General features: G+C 66.7%; 15 protein-coding genes. 8 read left to right on the top strand and 7 right to left on the bottom strand.

Features of this window, described 5'->3' with window-relative positions; translation table 11 throughout:
* Genes ACNR9O_RS06285 through ACNR9O_RS06275 form a run of 3 tightly spaced genes read left to right on the top strand, consistent with a single transcriptional unit; the run spans window position 1 to window position 2,751 of the window.
* Entirely contained in the window at window positions 1-1,056 is a 1,056-nt protein-coding gene (locus ACNR9O_RS06285; protein WP_473682113.1) for a sugar phosphate isomerase/epimerase family protein, read from the top strand.
* Window positions 1,053-1,949, top strand: coding sequence for a hydroxypyruvate isomerase family protein (locus tag ACNR9O_RS06280; protein ID WP_473682114.1), 897 nt, complete (start codon window positions 1,053-1,055; stop codon window positions 1,947-1,949). Before ACNR9O_RS06285 ends, ACNR9O_RS06280 begins: the two co-directional genes overlap by 4 nt.
* Before the next feature lie 19 nt (window positions 1,950-1,968).
* A complete protein-coding gene (locus ACNR9O_RS06275; protein ID WP_473682115.1) occupies window positions 1,969-2,751 on the top strand; it encodes a 3-keto-disaccharide hydrolase in 783 nt (260 codons plus the stop codon).
* An 11-nt stretch (window positions 2,752-2,762) separates the two neighbouring features.
* Here the strand turns inward: ACNR9O_RS06275 and ACNR9O_RS06270 are convergent, their stop codons facing one another.
* Window positions 2,763-3,665 (bottom strand): LysR substrate-binding domain-containing protein, encoded by a 903-nt coding sequence (locus ACNR9O_RS06270; protein ID WP_473682116.1) that lies wholly within the window; start codon window positions 3,663-3,665, stop codon window positions 2,763-2,765.
* 100 nt (window positions 3,666-3,765) lie between these two features.
* Here ACNR9O_RS06270 and ACNR9O_RS06265 point away from each other — a divergent pair, with 100 nt between their 5' ends.
* Entirely contained in the window at window positions 3,766-4,608 is an 843-nt protein-coding gene (locus tag ACNR9O_RS06265; RefSeq protein WP_473682117.1) for an agmatinase family protein, read from the top strand.
* Here the strand turns inward: ACNR9O_RS06265 and ACNR9O_RS06260 are convergent.
* Window positions 4,599-6,581: a peptide-N4-asparagine amidase gene (locus tag ACNR9O_RS06260; RefSeq protein ID WP_473682118.1), complete on the bottom strand. Its 1,983-nt coding sequence runs from the start codon at window positions 6,579-6,581 to the stop codon at window positions 4,599-4,601. The genes ACNR9O_RS06265 and ACNR9O_RS06260 overlap by 10 nt on opposite strands.
* A 508-nt stretch (window positions 6,582-7,089) precedes the next feature.
* Between ACNR9O_RS06260 and ACNR9O_RS06255 the strand changes: the two genes are divergently transcribed.
* From ACNR9O_RS06255 to ACNR9O_RS06245, 3 genes are all read left to right on the top strand, one after another.
* Complete coding sequence (locus ACNR9O_RS06255; RefSeq protein WP_473700754.1) at window positions 7,090-8,139, top strand: phosphatidylinositol-specific phospholipase C1-like protein; 1,050 nt, start codon at window positions 7,090-7,092, stop codon at window positions 8,137-8,139.
* 127 nt (window positions 8,140-8,266) lie between these two features.
* The gene (locus ACNR9O_RS06250; protein WP_473682120.1) at window positions 8,267-10,993 is read left to right on the top strand and encodes a TonB-dependent receptor; all 2,727 of its coding nucleotides are present in this window, start codon (window positions 8,267-8,269) and stop codon (window positions 10,991-10,993) included.
* A gap of 59 nt (window positions 10,994-11,052) precedes the next feature.
* The gene (locus tag ACNR9O_RS06245) at window positions 11,053-12,330 is read left to right on the top strand and encodes a histidine-type phosphatase (RefSeq protein WP_473682121.1); all 1,278 of its coding nucleotides are present in this window, start codon (window positions 11,053-11,055) and stop codon (window positions 12,328-12,330) included.
* 41 nt (window positions 12,331-12,371) lie between these two features.
* Here ACNR9O_RS06245 and ACNR9O_RS06240 read toward each other — a convergent pair whose 3' ends face one another.
* Window positions 12,372-12,650, bottom strand: coding sequence for a hypothetical protein (locus ACNR9O_RS06240; RefSeq protein ID WP_473682122.1), 279 nt, complete (start codon window positions 12,648-12,650; stop codon window positions 12,372-12,374).
* Window positions 12,651-12,742: 92 nt separating this feature from the next.
* The gene (locus tag ACNR9O_RS06235; protein WP_473682123.1) at window positions 12,743-13,162 is read right to left on the bottom strand and encodes a hypothetical protein; all 420 of its coding nucleotides are present in this window, start codon (window positions 13,160-13,162) and stop codon (window positions 12,743-12,745) included.
* Window positions 13,163-13,372: 210 nt separating this feature from the next.
* On the opposite strand from ACNR9O_RS06235, the gene ACNR9O_RS06230 reads away from it, so the two are divergent.
* Complete coding sequence (locus tag ACNR9O_RS06230) at window positions 13,373-13,885, top strand: peptide deformylase (RefSeq protein ID WP_473682124.1); 513 nt, start codon at window positions 13,373-13,375, stop codon at window positions 13,883-13,885.
* A 3-nt stretch (window positions 13,886-13,888) separates the two neighbouring features.
* Here the strand turns inward: ACNR9O_RS06230 and ACNR9O_RS06225 are convergent, their stop codons facing one another.
* The 3 genes from ACNR9O_RS06225 to ACNR9O_RS06215 are packed head-to-tail and all read right to left on the bottom strand — an operon-like array spanning window position 13,889 to window position 15,011.
* Window positions 13,889-14,242, bottom strand: a complete 354-nt coding sequence (locus ACNR9O_RS06225) for a GIY-YIG nuclease family protein (protein WP_473682125.1) — start codon at window positions 14,240-14,242, stop codon at window positions 13,889-13,891.
* Window positions 14,239-14,565, bottom strand: coding sequence for a DUF2239 family protein (locus ACNR9O_RS06220; protein ID WP_473682126.1), 327 nt, complete (start codon window positions 14,563-14,565; stop codon window positions 14,239-14,241). The genes ACNR9O_RS06225 and ACNR9O_RS06220 overlap by 4 nt, the downstream gene beginning before the upstream one ends.
* Window positions 14,562-15,011, bottom strand: a complete 450-nt coding sequence (locus tag ACNR9O_RS06215; RefSeq protein ID WP_473682127.1) for a hypothetical protein — start codon at window positions 15,009-15,011, stop codon at window positions 14,562-14,564. The genes ACNR9O_RS06220 and ACNR9O_RS06215 overlap by 4 nt, the downstream gene beginning before the upstream one ends.
* Window positions 15,012-15,198 lie beyond the last annotated feature (187 nt).

The following is a 15,198-nucleotide window of genomic DNA, read 5'->3' as shown; positions in this document are numbered from 1 at the left end:
ATGAAGACACTCAAAGGCCCCGGCATCTTCCTTGCGCAGTACGCGGGAGATGTCGCACCGTTCAATACGCTGCCGGACATCGCCCGCTGGGCGGCATCGCTCGGCTTCGTGGGCGTGCAGATCCCGTCCAACGACAAGCGCCTGTTCGACCTCGAACAGGCCGCCGCCAGCAAGACCTATTGCGACGACATCGCCGGCACGCTCGCCGAGCACGGCCTGGCGGTGACCGAGCTGTCAACGCACCTGCAAGGTCAGCTGGTCGCCTCGCATCCGGCCTACGATCGCCTGTTCGACGGCTTCGCGCCCCCTGCTCTGCGCGGCAAGCCGCAGGCGCGCCAGGCCTGGGCGGTCGAGCAGCTGAAACTGGCCGCCAAGGCGAGCCGCCACCTCGGCCTCACCGCGCACGCGACGTTCTCCGGCGCGCTGGCCTGGCACCTGTTCTATCCGTGGCCGCAGCGTCCGGCAGGACTGGTGGAAGAAGCCTTTGCCGAACTGGGCAAGCGCTGGCGGCCGATCCTCGATGCTTTCGACGAGGCCGGCGTGGACGTCTGCTACGAGCTGCATCCCGGCGAGGACCTGCACGACGGCGCCACCTTCGAGCGCTTCCTCGACGCCGTCGGCCAGCACCCGCGCGCGAACATCCTGTATGACCCCAGCCACATGGTGCTGCAGCAGCTGGACTACCTGGAATTCATCGACTTCTACCACCAGCGCATCCGCGCCTTCCATGTGAAGGATGCGGAGTTCCGGCCCAACGGCCGCGCCGGCGTGTACGGTGGCTATCAGAGCTGGATCGACCGGCCCGGCCGCTTCCGTTCGCTGGGCGACGGGCAGATCGACTTCGGCGCGATCTTCAGCAAGATGGCGCAGTACGACTATCCGGGCTGGGCCGTGCTGGAGTGGGAGTGCTGCATCAAGGACGCCCAGCAGGGCGCGAAGGAAGGCGCGGTGTTCATCCGCGACCACATCATCAAGGTCACCGAGCGCGCGTTCGACGATTTCGCCGCGACCGGCGCCGACCGTGGATTCAATCGCCAGGTACTGGGGCTCGAATGACCATCGATTCGCGAGGCATCACCCGCCGCGCCATGCTCGGCCAGCTCGCCGCCGCGGCGGCCTTCGGCGCCACCGCCGCGCTGGCGCCCGCCGAGGCCGCATTCGCCGCCACGCAGAAAGCCGGCTCCGGCCGTCTCAAGCAATCGCTGAGCCGCTGGACCTCCAAGGCGCCGCTGCCGGAACTATGCAAGCGCCTCAAGAGCCTCGGCTTCGCCGGCATCGACCTGCTCTACGCGGACGAGTGGGCCACCGTCAACGACAGCGGGCTGAAGGTCACCATGGGCTACCCGTCCAAGCGCGACAACTTCATCGCGATGGGCTTCAACGATCCGGCCAATCACGCCACGCTGCTGAAGGAGCTGGAAGCCACCATCCCGCTCGCGAAAAAGGCCGGCGTCACCAACGTCATCACCATGTTCGGCAACCGCGTCCCGGGCATCGACGACAACCAGGCGCGCGACAACTGTGTCGCGGGCCTGTCCAAGATCGCGCCGCTCGCCGCCGAACACGGCATCACCCTGTGCGTGGAACTGCTCAACAGCAAGGTCGACCACCACGGCTACCAGGGCGACAGCACGCGCTTCGGCGTGGAGGTGATGAAAGGCATCGGCTCGCCCAACGTGAAGCTGCTGTACGACATCTATCACATGCAGATCATGGAAGGCGACGTGATCCGCACCATCCGCGACAACTTCCAGTGGATCGGCCATTTCCATACCGGCGGCGTGCCGGGCCGCCACGAAATCGACGGCACCCAGGAACTCAACTACCACGCCGTGGCCAAGGCCATCGCGGACCTGGGTTACCAGGGCTATATCGCACACGAGTTCATGCCGGCGGGCCCCGATCCGTTCGCCGCCTTCGCCGACGCTTACAAGATCTGCACCGTCTGATCGCTCACCGGACCTGCTTATGAATCCGCGCCTCGCCTTCGCCCTTCTCCCACTGACCTTCGCCGCGGGTATCGCTTCGGCACAGAACGCGCCGCCGGCCGGCGATCCCAAGGCCACCGAGCAGTGGACGCCCGTGCCGCCGGTGGTGACGCCGGGCGCGCGCGACGCCGCGCCGCCTTCCGACGCCATCGTGCTGTTCGACGGCCACGGCCTGGAACAGTGGGAAGCCTCCAAGGATCATTCGCCGGCGCATTGGAAAGTCCATGACGGCGTGCTGACCGTCGACAAGGCCACGGGCAACATCCAGACCAAGAAGCGCTTCAAGAGCTACCAGCTGCACCTGGAATGGCTGGAGCCGAAGAACATCGCCGGCGAAGGCCAGGCCCGCGGCAACAGCGGCGTCTTCCTCGCCTCCACCGGCCCGGGCGACGAAGGCTACGAGGTGCAGATCCTCGACTCCTACAAGAACCAGACGTATGTCAACGGCCAGGCCGCCGCCGTGTACAAGCAGGCGGCGCCGCTGGCCAACGCGATGCGTCCGCCGGGCGAGTGGCAGAACTACGACATCGTGTGGACCGCGCCGACATTCGCCGCCGACGGCACCCTGAAGTCGCCGGCCTACGTCACCGTGATCCACAACGGCGTGCTGGTGCAGAACCACACGCAGCTCACCGGCGAAACGCTGTATATCGGCAAGCCGGTCTACAAGCCCTACACCGATGCGCCGATCAAGCTGCAGGCGCATGGCGATCCCTCGGCGCCGATCAGCTTCCGCAACATCTGGGTGCGGCCGCTCGACTGAGCGGCCCTGGGTCACTGCTTCGCGGCGCGCTTGCCGCGCCTCAATTCATCCACCAGGCCGCGCAGCACAGGCGACGCCACCAGCCCGGCGCGCGTGACCGCCTGGATCTGCCGCCGCAGCGCCATCTGCCGCGGCGCGCGCACGACCACTCTGGCCTTGCTCGTACCCAACGCCAGTTCCGGTACGAAGCCGATTCCGAATCCTGCGGCCACCATGTCCAGCAGCAACCCATAGTCGTCCACCCGATGGGTGATGAGAGGTACGAAGCCGGCCAAGGCGCAGGCACGTTCGGCCAGCTGGATATCGTCGGCGCCGCGCGAGCCGACGATCCACTGCTCCCCGGCCAGCTTGCGCAGATCGACGGCGCCGCGTTCCGTGCGCCATGCCGGCGGTAACGCGAGCACGATCGGCTCATCCAGAATCGGCAACACCAGCAGATCCTCGTCGATCGCACGCGGCGCCAGGCTGTAGGTGAAGCTCACCGCAAGCTGGCAGTCGCCACGGCGCACGGCGGCGATGCCGTCCGCCGGCTCCATCTCATGGATCGTCACGTGCAGATCCGGCGAACGTTGCCGCAGGCATGCGAGCGCGGGTAGCAATTGCCAGCGCGCATAGGTCGAGAAGCTGGCGACCGCCAGGCCGCCGCCGGGATGCTTCACCGCACGCAGATCTCGTTCGGCCGCCTCGACGGTGCGCAGGATGGCTTCGGCATGCTCGGCCAGGCGCAGGCCTTCCGGCGTCAGGCGCACGCCACGCCCTACGCGTTCGAGCAAGCGCATGCCGCTTTCGCGCTCCAGGGTGGCCAGCTGCTGGGATACGGCGGACGAAGTCAGCTCGAACGCGGTGGCGACAGCGTTCATGGTGCCGCGGCGGGCAAGCTCGCGAAACAGGCGCAGGCGGGTCAGATCGAACATGAAGCAAAGCTTATATAACACTTCAGTTTCGTGAAGTAGACCTGCGCAATCAATGGCTCTAGCGTGCCGCTGCGAATACCCTCCAAACGGATTCCACGCCATGACCAGCGTTGCCCTGCTCGGCATTCCCCATGACGAGAACTCATCGTTTCTCAAGGGTGCTGCGCAAGCGCCGGAGGCGATCCGGCGTGAGCTCTACTCCGACGCTTACAGCATCTGGAGCGAGACTGGCATCGATCTTGGCGCACCTGGCCGGCTGGTCGACCATGGCGATATCGGCTTCGACGAAAGCGAGGACGCCTGGACGAAGATCGAACGCGAAGCGAGCGCCATCCTTGCCACCGGCACGCCACTGATCAGCCTCGGCGGCGACCACGCCATCACCTATCCCCTGCTGCGTGCCGCGCATGCGCACCATGCATCACTGACCATCCTGCACATCGATGCGCACGCGGACATCTACCACGCCTATCAGGGCAACCCTCGCTCACACGCTTCGCCCTTCGCGCGCATCATGGAGGACGGGCTGGCCGGCCGGCTGATCCAGGCGGGCCTGCGCACGGTCAATGATCACCATCGCGAGCAATGGCGGCGCTTCGGCGTCGAAGCGATCGATGCCGCGGCATGCGGCGAGCGGTTGCCGTTCGACATCCGCACGCCGATCTATCTGTCCGTCGATATCGACGCCTTCGATCCGGCCTACGCCCCCGGCGTCTCGCACCGCGAACCTGGCGGGCTTTCGCCGCGCCAGGTGATCGGCTGGATCCACGCCCTGCAGCAACCCGTGATCGCCGCCGACATCGTCGAGTACAACCCTCGCCGCGATTGGGACGACATCACCGCGACGCTGGCAGCCAAGCTGCTCAAGGAGATCGCCGGGGTGATGCTGCGCCACCGGACCGCCTGGGGCCCGAGGCATGGACCAGAGCACCCTCAGGGATAAGACAGCCAGCCCAGCGCGTCGGGCGAACCATCCGGCCGGCTCTGCCACGACAGACGGTTCTGCCCGTCCGTGCAGTTGCCGCCGGTCTCCCAGCTCGCCAGCTTGCCGTCACGGGTGGTCAGCATGGTGTCGTAACAGCTGCCCGCGGTATCGCCGAAGCGGAAGGTCTGCCAGGTGCCGCGGTCGTTAACCTTGGTGAACACGCGATACGGGAACAAGCCGGTGGTGACATCGAGCTTGGCGCCGGTCAGATTCTGCGTTACGGCGCCGTAGAGCGTGCTGCCGTTGCCGGCATGCTGCACCAGCTGCAGGCCGACATCCTGGCGGAACTTGCGGATCTCGCGCTCCACCGTGGGATCGTGCCAAAGGTAGTAATAACCCGACGCCGGATAGCCATAGTTGGTGATGTGCTCGTCCGCCAGCACGCCATTGAGGTAAGTGCGGGTCTTGCCGGTCTCGGTACTGTGCAAGGTGATGGTCTTCTCGAAGGTCCGGCGCGGTTGCGCGCCCACCTGTTCGCTCGTCACCGTGAAGTCCTGCGTGTCGTCGAAGTTCACCCAGCGCTCCACCCGATGGCGGATGCGCCCCTTGGAACCGTCCACATAGCCGTCGATCACGAAATGCCGCTGCAAGGCCGTGACCACGCTGCCGCTCAGGTTGCCGTCGCGACCGCGCGTCACCGTGCTGCGCTCGCGGGGTACTGCCGGCTGCCCGGCCAGATCGTTGCGGGTGAGCATGCCGGTGACCTGCTTCACGCGATGATCCTGATAGAGCAGCAGGTTCGCCGAAGCCCAGGCACCTGCCACGGGGTTGTTGGTCAGGCCCGGATGGCTATTGCTGGCGATGCGCACCGCGATCGTGTGCGGCGCGCCGTCGCTGAGCAGCGCGGCGAACGGGCTGAGATCCACGCGATGCGGCACGTACAGCAACTCCTGCGGCTGCATCGACGGGCGCCACAGCTGCACATCGCGCTCGCTGGTGGTCGGATAGCTCGGATACAGCGGGACCACGCCGGCCGGCTGCTGGTCGATGCTCACCTCCGCTTCTCGGAACGCGCCACCGATGCACTGCGCGGCGAACTTGTGCTTCTCGTCCAGCAGCAGGCGCGGGAGCGCAACCGCCAGTGGCGCCGGCAGGCAGCTGTACCAGGGATCGTTGGTATCGAGATAGCCCATGGTCTTGCTGGTCGGCACGTAGTTGTAGGCAGACGGGCGCACCGTCACGTCGAGATAGGCGCGCTCGATATTCCTGGGCAAGCTCGCCTGTCCGGAAGTGTTGAAGCTCGTCGCCAGGCGATCGCCCGTCCCGCGCAGATCGGCGAGTGCACCAGTGGCATAGGTGCTGGTGAAGAAGTTGCCGGCACCCAGCGGCAGCACCGTATCGGGCACCGCCGGTGCGGGCTCGGTGAGCGTGGGCGGGTAGTACTTCAAGCGGGCGATGCCGACAAAGCTCGGACCACGGTGCGTGGTTTCGTTACCCACGCCGGCACTCCAGTTGCCGGCCCCGCGCTGCACCGGTCCGCGCCAGCGCAGCACAGACGCATAATCGGTGACGTCGCGCTCCAGATGCCCGCAGTACACCTCGTAGCATGGCGCCATCACGTCATGGTTGCCGGCCAGGGCGATGCTGCCGGCATACAGGTTCACGCCGTTGAGCCACACATTGAGCGGCAACGGCACCTGGTTGCCCTGCCGGTCGTCGCCCAGGATGAAATCCATCTCCAGCACGATCTTGGCCCACGGACCCGCGCCGCAGTGATGGGGCGAGAAATCGAAACTGCCGTGGCCTTCGCCGATCGTGGCCACATCGGCCAGCTCTTCCGTACAGGGCGTGACCGATGGACGCGGTACCAGAGGATCGGCCCGTGCCAGCACATCGGCACCTGGCGTCGGCGCCTCCGCGGCGTTGATGGTGCAGGCGAAACCGGCGAGCAGGACGGACACGGCGAAGCGGCCGGCAATTCCGGGGAGCATGATGATCTCCAACTGGTTTCCCCCTGCGCCGGCGATGGTAAGAAACGCCTCCGAGGAAAAGCGTGATACGCCCCGCAGCTGGGCGAGCCGCTGCATTCACGCAAGCGGATGTCAGTCACGCGAAAGTCGGCACGACCCGGATGCACGCCATCTTGCGTGACGCGACGCACATATCGCCTGAAAACGTCACCTCCGGCGCGTCGAAGATGACAGCACTGTCATTTAGACGTCCAAACGCAAGGCAAAGACTTCACGCCGCCGTCACCGAAATGCAAAAACCGCGCCCTTAGAATTCCGTTACTTGGATCGATCCAAACCATCCTTGTGTGATGCCGTGCCCCCGGCGCGGCCGATCCCTCCGCTCACGAGCATCGCCATGTCCGATATGCGCCCTTCGTCCGAGTCGCGGGAATCCCCTGCCCGTCAGCACCGCCAGCTGGATGCGATCGCGCTCGCCACGCACGTCCGCGCCGTGCTGCTCACGCTGGCCTCGCTGCCGTCGCTCGCCATGGAATCCGCACCGCTGCGCCTCAACCAGTTGCAGTACATCGGCAGCCACAACAGCTACCACGCCGGCCTCGCTCCCGGCGAAAAGGCCGTGTGGAAACAGGTCGACCCCGCGCTGTTCGCCAAGATCGATTACACGCATCCGCCGCTGACCAGGCAGCTCGACGACGGCGTGCGCCAGATCGAACTGGACATCTACGCCGACGCCAAAGGTGGCCGCTATGCGCACCCGGCCATCGTGGAACAGGTGGCGAAGGCCGGCTTGCCGGCGGATCCGCCGTTCGCCGATCCCGACGTGATGCGCCGCCCGGGCTTCAAGGTGATGCACATCCACGACCTGGACCAGCGCGCCGTCTGCCAGCCGCTGGTGGCTTGCTTGCGGGAAGTGCGCGCGTGGTCGCAGGCGCATCCGCGCCATCTGCCGCTGTTCGTGCTGCTGGAAACCGAAGAGTCGCCGCTGCAGCTGTCGTTCCCCACGGTGCAGCCGGAGCCGTTCGACACCAAGGCATTGGACGCACTGGACGCAGAAATCCGCTCGGTGTTCGCACGCAAGGACTACCTTGCGCCCGACGACGTACGCGGCCATTTCCCCACCCTCAACGCGGCCATCCGTGCCCAGGGCTGGCCCGCACTGGACAGTGCGCGCGGGAAGATCATCTTCCTGCTCGACCAGCGCCACGTCGGCCCGGCTTATCTGCAAGGCCATCCCTCGCTGCGCGGCCGCGTGCTGTTCACCAATGCCGCGCCGGGTGACGCCGACGCCGCCTTCACCGAACTCAACGACGGTCCCGCCGATCGCATCGCCGACCTGGTCAGGCAAGGCTATCTGGTGCGCACTCGCACCGATGCCGACCTCAAGGAAGCGCTGGGCAACGACACCACACGCCGCGACGCCATGCTGGCCAGCGGCGCACAGATCCTCAGTACCGATTACCCCGATGGCGAGCCCGCCGCGACCGGCTACGTCGTGAGTTTCCCGGGTCACCAGCGTGCGCGCTGCAATCCGCAATTCGCCGGACTGCGCTGCGCCGAGGCCGATCTCTCACCCTGACCGGCCGCACACGCGAAGCGCGCCGCGTCCAGCCTGACCGCCCCCGCTGCGCCAAGGCGCGGCATGGCGACGGCTTGCTCGCGCAAGCCGGTCGCCGCCCCACCTCCCCCACTGCAAGCCCATCCCCATGCGCTCCTTCCATCGTCCTCATCTGCTCGCCGCTTCGATCCTGCTCGGCCTCGGTCTCAGCCCCATCGGCCATGCTGCCGACGACGATGCCGAGAAAAACCCCAAGACGCTCTCCGCCGTGAGCGTCAGCGCCGACTCCATGCCGCAGATCGGTACCGTCGACGAACAGCGACTCTCGATCAGCGTCAACACCGTGATGAGCAAGCAGGAGATGAACGCCATACCGTCGGCGAACATTGCCGACGTCGTCGCGCGCCTGCCCGGGCTGTCTGCCTACAGCGACATGCATCTGGGTCAGGCGGCCACCGGCGAGAACGAGTACGTGACGATCCGCGGTCTCGATTCCAGCTACAACGCCTATACCCTCAACGGCTTCGCGCTGCCGGAGACCGATGCTTCCACGCGCGCCATTTCGCTGAACATGCTCGCGCCGTTCGGCATCCAGTCGGTGAAAGTGTCCAAGGCGCCGACGCCGGATCTGCCCGGCGACTCGATCGGCGGCAGCATCGACATGCGCACGCCCACCGCCTTCGACTTCGCCAAGGACGGTTATGCGCGCACCACCGTGCAGGGGCAGATGAACAGCCTAGCCTCCGACCTTGGCGTATCCAACAAAGGCGGAACCGTGCAGCAGGAGTTCGCGCGCCGGTTCGGTCCGGCGCAATCCCTGGGCCTGTATGTAGCGGCTTATTACGGTAAGAACCGCAACGCCGCCGAAGCCGTGGCGCCGAACGCGTCCTACAAGCCGGTCGACCCGGCGCAGGCGAAGGCGGATGACCTGAGCAACGCCGGCCCGCTGCAGAGTTCGCAGTACAAGTACAGCATCTACACCAACCAGATTAAGCGCTACGGCGCCAATGCCTCGCTGGACTGGCACGGCGAGACCACATCGCTGTATGCGCGCGCGATCTACGGCGTGTACAGCGTCACGGGCGAGCAAAATCAGGCGTCCGCGCGCAATCCTTCGGCGGCCACTGCCCAGCGCGGCGGCTACTTCAACACGCGCGACCTGCGCGAGAAGACGGCCGCGCTGCAACTGGGCGGCAGCAGCGTGGTCGACGGCTGGGACATCGACTACGGCACGTCCTACGGCTACGGCACGCGCAAGCGGCCCAACTATGTGGAGGCCAGCCTCTACGGTCCGGTGCCGGCCGGCCAGTTCGCGTTCGACCTGAGCGACCCCACCTGGCCGAGCATCGCCGGCAGCACGACCGCGCTGAAGAACTACTTCTACAGCCTCGACTCCAACCGCTTCTGGAAGGTGCAAGGCCATGATGCCGGCAGCAAGGACACGCGTATCAACGCGCACGCCGACGCGACCTATCGCTTCGAGGATGGCCCCGTCGAAAGCGTGAAGTTCGGCGTGGCCGGCGATACCTCCAAGCGCGACGCCTACGATCACCCGTTCTTCCACGACGACAACAATTTCATCTATGGCGGCCCGTATTTCGGCGGCCCGAACTATCCGTACTACGCGCCAGGCGGCCCCACGCTCGGCGCGCTGCCGGGCAAGGTGCTCACCGGTGCCTTCGACGGTCGCTACGCCGGCCCGTTCAAGCTGATCGACCGCCACTGGGTCCTCGCGCAGGCCGTGCCCTACAAGTACGTCAACGATCCCGACGGCGCGGGCAACTACACTGCCAACGACTACAACGCCAACACCACTTCGAGCCGAGAGAACATCTACGCGGCGTACTTCATGACCACGCTGCGCTTCGGCGCGCTGAGCGTGCTGCCGGGGCTGCGTTACGAGCGCACGCACTACTCGGCCGACGCGTGGCAATCCAATGGCGACGATGCGACGGGCCGCTTCGTCGGCATGAGCCGCAGCTATGGCGAGTTTCTTCCGGGCATCAGCCTCAATTACCGCCCGGACGAACTGAGCGTGTACCGCACCTCGCTGCGCCGCAGCTTCAGCCGTCCGGCCTTCGGCCTGATCTCCGGCCAGACGACCTATTCGATCGATGACATCACCGGCCAGGTACTGGGCATCTCCAGGCCCAACCCCGACCTCAAGCCCAGCACCGCGGACAATCTGGACTTCTCCGCCGAGTTCTACGATGCCCAGGGCGGCGTGCTCAGCGCCGCCGCCTACTACAAGCGCATCAAGAACTTCATCTATACCTCGCAGTCGACGACCGGCAATGACAGCACGCTGGGCGGCAACGTGCCCACCGGCACGGTCATCACCGATGGCGTTCCCGTGACGATGCCGGAGAATGGCGGCACCGCACGCCTGTACGGCCTGGAACTGGCCGGCCGCCGCCAGTTCACCGAACTGCCCGGCGTGTGGAGCCATGTCGGCGCGGGCGCCAACCTCACCCTGCAGCACAGCTCCGCCGACAGCCAGCGCCCCGACCACGACGGCCGCAAGACCTGGCTGCCGCGCGCGCCGCAGCGCATGTACAACGTCGACCTGTTCTACGACGACGGCGCGCTGCGTGCCGACCTCACCTACAACTACACCGGTCTGCAATTGCTCGGCCTCACCGGCAACGGCCTGGACTATTACCTGCAGCCGACGCGCACGCTCAACCTCAATGCCAGCTATCACCTGCCCTACGGCTTCGAGGTCGGTTTCGCGGTGAAGAACCTGCTCGACAACAGCACCTTCCATGAGACCCAGGGCAAGTCGCGTCGTTACCTCGCCTACGATCCGGGCGCGGACGGCGCCTACCTGGAAACCGGGCGCATCTACATGCTCAACCTCAGCTACAGCTTCTGATGCATGGCACGTCGCGCCGCCGGCACGCGTCGGTGGCGCTTTTCCACGGAATCGAAACCATGGCGACTCGAATCTCGACTTATCGCTGGCTGCCGCACGTCGCAGCGTGGCTGTTGCTTGGCCTGGGCCTGGCTCTGGTGTCGGCCAGGGCATCGGCCAGCACCGAGGGTCTGCGCCTGGAGCGCGTCGTCCTGCTCTATCGCCACGGCGTACGCACGCCGCTGCCCGGTGAGATCCAGCTCGACGAAGCCAGCGGCAAGCCGTGGCCCACCTGGGCGCAGGCGCCCAGCCAGCTGACCCCGCATGGCATCGCCGGAGTCCGGCTGATGGGCGCCTACGATCGACAACGCCTCGCCGCGCTGGGCCTGTTCGCCGGGCACGGCTGCCCGCCGACGGGACAGCTGTGGTTCTGGGCCAACACCGATCAGCGCACCATCGACAGCGCCAGGGAGCTGGCCACCGGCTTCGCGCCTGGATGCCACGTCGCCGTGGGCCATCTGCCCCAAGGCAGCGACGATCCGTTGTTCCATCCGATCGAGGCGAAGACCACCGCATGGAACGCGGCCGATGCGGTCGCTTCGATCCAGCACGCCACGGGCGGGCCGGATGCCTTGACCGCGCCGCACGCCGACGCACTCGCCACGATGATGCAGGTGATGGGCTGCGGCACGGCGAACGATCCCTCATGGTGCTCACCCCGCCAGTGGCACGGCAGCCTGGAGCTTGCGCCGGATACCGGCGGGATGCGCCTGACCGGCCCCATCGCCACCACGTCGGGTACGGCCGAAGCGATCCTGATGGCCTACGCCGAGGGGCGCCCCCTGCCGGACGTCGGCTGGGGCCGCACCGATGCGAAGCGGCGCGAACAGCTGTCGCAGTTGCACGCGCTGCTGTTCGATATCCACGCGCGCCCCGCCTACATGGCCGAGCGTGTCGCCTCGGGCATGAGCGGCCGGGTCCTCGCCGTGCTGCGCGGCGAACATGCACCGCGCCTCAACGTGCTGGTCGGCAGCGACAACAACATCGTCGCGCTCGCCGCGGTACTGGGGCTGCACTTCCAGCTAGCCGGTTATGCGCCGGACGATCCGCCGATCGGCGGCGCGCTCGGCATCGAGCTATGGCGAGATCCGGCGACGACGCGCCGCTACGTGCGTGTGTTCTACCAGGCACAAAGCCTGGACCAGCTGCGCGAACTGCAGCCGCTCGACGCCACGGCGCCGCCGGCGACGCAGGCCCTCACGCCCGCCGGCTGCGCACCGGCTGCCACGGGCCTGTGCCCGCTGGAAACCGTGTTGCCAGCGCTCGAGCGCGCGGCGGCACGCGCGCATACCCCATGACCGATACGTCGACACGCAGGCTGGGGTGATGCCGGCATGGCTCAGCCCAGCTTGCGCTCGCCCTGAGCAGCAGGGATTTCGTCGCGACGTGCGCGCGCCAGCAGGCGGATGCCGCCGTAGGTGATGCGCAGCGGCTGCATGCGGCCCTGGCGCACCGTCTGTGCCGGTGCCAGCGCGGCGCAACCTTCTTCGAGCGGCGCGAGATAGCCCATCAACATGAGCCGGACCGCCTGCCTGGCCTCCACCAGCTTCAGCTGGCCGGTCTGGATCCGGCGCAGCACATCGATATCGGTGTGGTCGAGTTCGATGGGCATCGCCATCCTCTTCTTCTTACGTACTTGCCCTTGCGGAGCGCGAAGCCTCGCATACGGATATGACACAACCGCGACGCGCATCACATTCCATGCCGCCTTCAGGCCGCGAGCTGGCGCAGCGCGATGCCCATGGCGATGCGATAACTGGTGGAGAGATCGCCATTGATCACGATCGTCGCCACCGGCGCGTGACGCGCGGCTCCCGGCGGCGCCAGCGCCGCACCGCTGTCGTCGTGGATGTCGATATAGGGCGAAGGAAGGCCGTCCAGCGCTTCATCCAGGCCCGTATCGGACTGCGCGCGCAGCGAGTCGGCCAGCTCGCCCGGATCCAGCACCACGAACTCGGCGTCGCCATGGCGCAACGCGCGGATATGGCTCACCAGCTCTTGCACGCCGCCGCACTCGCACACGGCCAGCGAGTGCCCTGCCGCCTGCACCGCGCGTTGCAGCGCGGCGACGAACTCGCCGCCGACGGCGTGCCCTTCGGCATGCGGGCCTTGCACGATCAGGATGGTCATGTTCGATGGCGCCTTGGCAGATGGGACAGGCATCCATCTTGCCGACGACGCGGATAAAGGCTCCACCAAGCGCGGCCGTTCGCGCGTAAATTCCGCGCATATTCGGCTGCGTACATGCGGCCGGCCCGCGTCGCGCCCCGCCAAGATGCGGTCGGGCCGCGCCATCGTCGCGTAGTCTCACCGGCTTGTTCCGATCTGCGAGGTCCACGCATGGCCGACATCCTTCCCCTGGGCGATCCGCGCCTGCGCCGGGTCAGCATGCCGGTGACCGGCGACGAACGCGAGCTGTCCCGTCATCTCACGGATCTGGCCGCGGCGCTGGCGTCTTTCCGCTCCGGGCACGGCTGGGGACGCGCGATCGCCATGCCGCAACTGGGCGTGAATCTGCGCATCATCGCGCTCGATCTCGGCGACGGCCCTCGCTTCGTGCTGAATCCCGCGATCACGTGGCGCAGCGAGGCGCTTTACGAGGTGTGGGACGACTGCATGTGCCTGCCCGAGATCGCCGTACGCGTACGCCGCCATCGCTCGGTCACCTTGCAGGCCGTCGACGAACGCATGCGCCCCTTCCGCATGGAGCAAGTCCCCGAGGACATCGCGGAGCTCGTCCAGCACGAAGTCGACCACCTCGACGGTATCCTCATGACCGATCGCATGCTGCCCGAATGGGGCGTGATCGCCCGCGCGGCGCGCGGGATCGCCGAACCGCTCGGCGGGCCGTAGCCACTACAGATAAGAGTCCTTCGATCCCGGCGGAACCCGTTCGTGCCACGCCATCAGCAGCCTCGCCAGCTCGGCCGCATAATCGAACGCCGGGTCGGTGCGTTCCTCCAACGCCTGCAGCACGTCGAAGGTGAAGCCGGCTTCTCCCAGCCGGTGCCAGTCCTCCTGCAAATCACCGATGCGATGCACGCCCAGCCGCAGTTCGGCGCGGTGGCGATTGAGCGCTGCGGTGGTGTTGGCGCTCTGGCCGATGAGCGCGCGGCCGCTCTCGAGATTGTGGATGCGGTAGATGCCCATCGGCGGGAAGGCCAGCTTGTAGGCATCGATCAGCGCCTTGCGCCGGGTGCGATCCTTCATGGCGCGTCGGCCAGCAGCGCGGCGATGCGCGCGCGGACACTGTCCGGCCAGGTCGCGATGCAGCGGTGCAGCGCTTGCGCGTCGTCGGCGAACAAGGCGCGCGCCGCGTCCTCGAAATGCGGACGATCGCCCGCGGCGTCGCGCATGTAGAAGTAGCAGGCCTCTTTCGCGGCAGCGCGGCGATAGCGGCCGTCGGCATCGCGGCTGGCCTGCTCCACCAGGCGACGCAGGCTCGCGTCCGGACCGGACGGTTGCGCCTCGAGCCAGGCCCAATGGCGCTCGAGCAGGCGAATGGGGCGGGCCGTGTTCAGCGGCGCGCTCATCGTGCTTGCTCCACGGTCGTCATGGGCAGATCGGTCAGCGGCAGCAGGCGCGAATCTTCCAGCGCCGCCGTGCGATGACCGAGACCGGCCAGATACGCCTCGTGCGCGGCGAAGGCGAGAAAAGCGGCGGCGCTGCTCTGCCGCACCAGCATGGCCATGTTCCAGCGCTCCTGCGCCGGACCGATCAGCCAGGGGCCGCCCGTGCCGAGAAAGACCACCTCGCCACCCGACTCGCGCAGGTACGGCAAGGTGTGCCTGATGTAGCGGCGGAAGGCTTCGGCACCGCTGATCGGTGCAGGCGGCGTCAGTTCCGGCGTCGCCGAGTAATCGGCGACCTCGCGCAAACGCAGCAGATTGAGCATGTAGACCGGACCGTCGAGCCCGCGCATCACGAAATCGCGGCCGGCGGCCTGGGTCGGCTCCAGGTGGGGAATGGGGGACGACATGGGGGGATCCTCACGGCATGGCTTGTTCAGGTCGGCGGCAATATACCCGGATGATTTGAGTGGTTCAATATATACCGGGTCAAATGGAATTCTGATGGACTCAAGCACCGTCGTCGGCTGAATACACACGGGTAATATCTTAAAGAATCAATGTATTACCCAGGTATTTGAAGAGCATGGCATCTCG

The sequence above is a fragment of the Dyella sp. CR10 genome (assembly GCF_055814425.1).
Note: the sequence above shows the minus strand (reverse complement) of the source record. Positions and strands in the feature narration are given on the sequence as shown.

Excerpts from the sequence above, each read along its gene's own strand:
- ACNR9O_RS06280 (WP_473682114.1), top strand. The coding sequence starts at position 1,053 with ATGACCATCGATTCGCGAGGCATCACCCGCCGCGCCATGCTCGGCCAG.
- ACNR9O_RS06270 (WP_473682116.1), bottom strand. The coding sequence starts at position 3,665 with ATGTTCGATCTGACCCGCCTGCGCCTGTTTCGCGAGCTTGCCCGCCGC.
- ACNR9O_RS06275 (WP_473682115.1), top strand. The coding sequence starts at position 1,969 with ATGAATCCGCGCCTCGCCTTCGCCCTTCTCCCACTGACCTTCGCCGCG.
- ACNR9O_RS06250 (WP_473682120.1), top strand. The coding sequence starts at position 8,267 with ATGCGCTCCTTCCATCGTCCTCATCTGCTCGCCGCTTCGATCCTGCTC.
- ACNR9O_RS06255 (WP_473700754.1), top strand. The coding sequence starts at position 7,090 with ATGGAATCCGCACCGCTGCGCCTCAACCAGTTGCAGTACATCGGCAGC.
- ACNR9O_RS06215 (WP_473682127.1), bottom strand. The coding sequence starts at position 15,011 with ATGTCGTCCCCCATTCCCCACCTGGAGCCGACCCAGGCCGCCGGCCGC.
- ACNR9O_RS06265 (WP_473682117.1), top strand. The coding sequence starts at position 3,766 with ATGACCAGCGTTGCCCTGCTCGGCATTCCCCATGACGAGAACTCATCG.
- ACNR9O_RS06235 (WP_473682123.1), bottom strand. The coding sequence starts at position 13,162 with ATGACCATCCTGATCGTGCAAGGCCCGCATGCCGAAGGGCACGCCGTC.
- ACNR9O_RS06220 (WP_473682126.1), bottom strand. The coding sequence starts at position 14,565 with ATGAGCGCGCCGCTGAACACGGCCCGCCCCATTCGCCTGCTCGAGCGC.
- ACNR9O_RS06285 (WP_473682113.1), top strand. The coding sequence starts at position 1 with ATGAAGACACTCAAAGGCCCCGGCATCTTCCTTGCGCAGTACGCGGGA.
- ACNR9O_RS06260 (WP_473682118.1), bottom strand. The coding sequence starts at position 6,581 with ATGCTCCCCGGAATTGCCGGCCGCTTCGCCGTGTCCGTCCTGCTCGCC.
- ACNR9O_RS06230 (WP_473682124.1), top strand. The coding sequence starts at position 13,373 with ATGGCCGACATCCTTCCCCTGGGCGATCCGCGCCTGCGCCGGGTCAGC.
- ACNR9O_RS06240 (WP_473682122.1), bottom strand. The coding sequence starts at position 12,650 with ATGGCGATGCCCATCGAACTCGACCACACCGATATCGATGTGCTGCGC.
- ACNR9O_RS06225 (WP_473682125.1), bottom strand. The coding sequence starts at position 14,242 with ATGAAGGATCGCACCCGGCGCAAGGCGCTGATCGATGCCTACAAGCTG.
- ACNR9O_RS06245 (WP_473682121.1), top strand. The coding sequence starts at position 11,053 with ATGGCGACTCGAATCTCGACTTATCGCTGGCTGCCGCACGTCGCAGCG.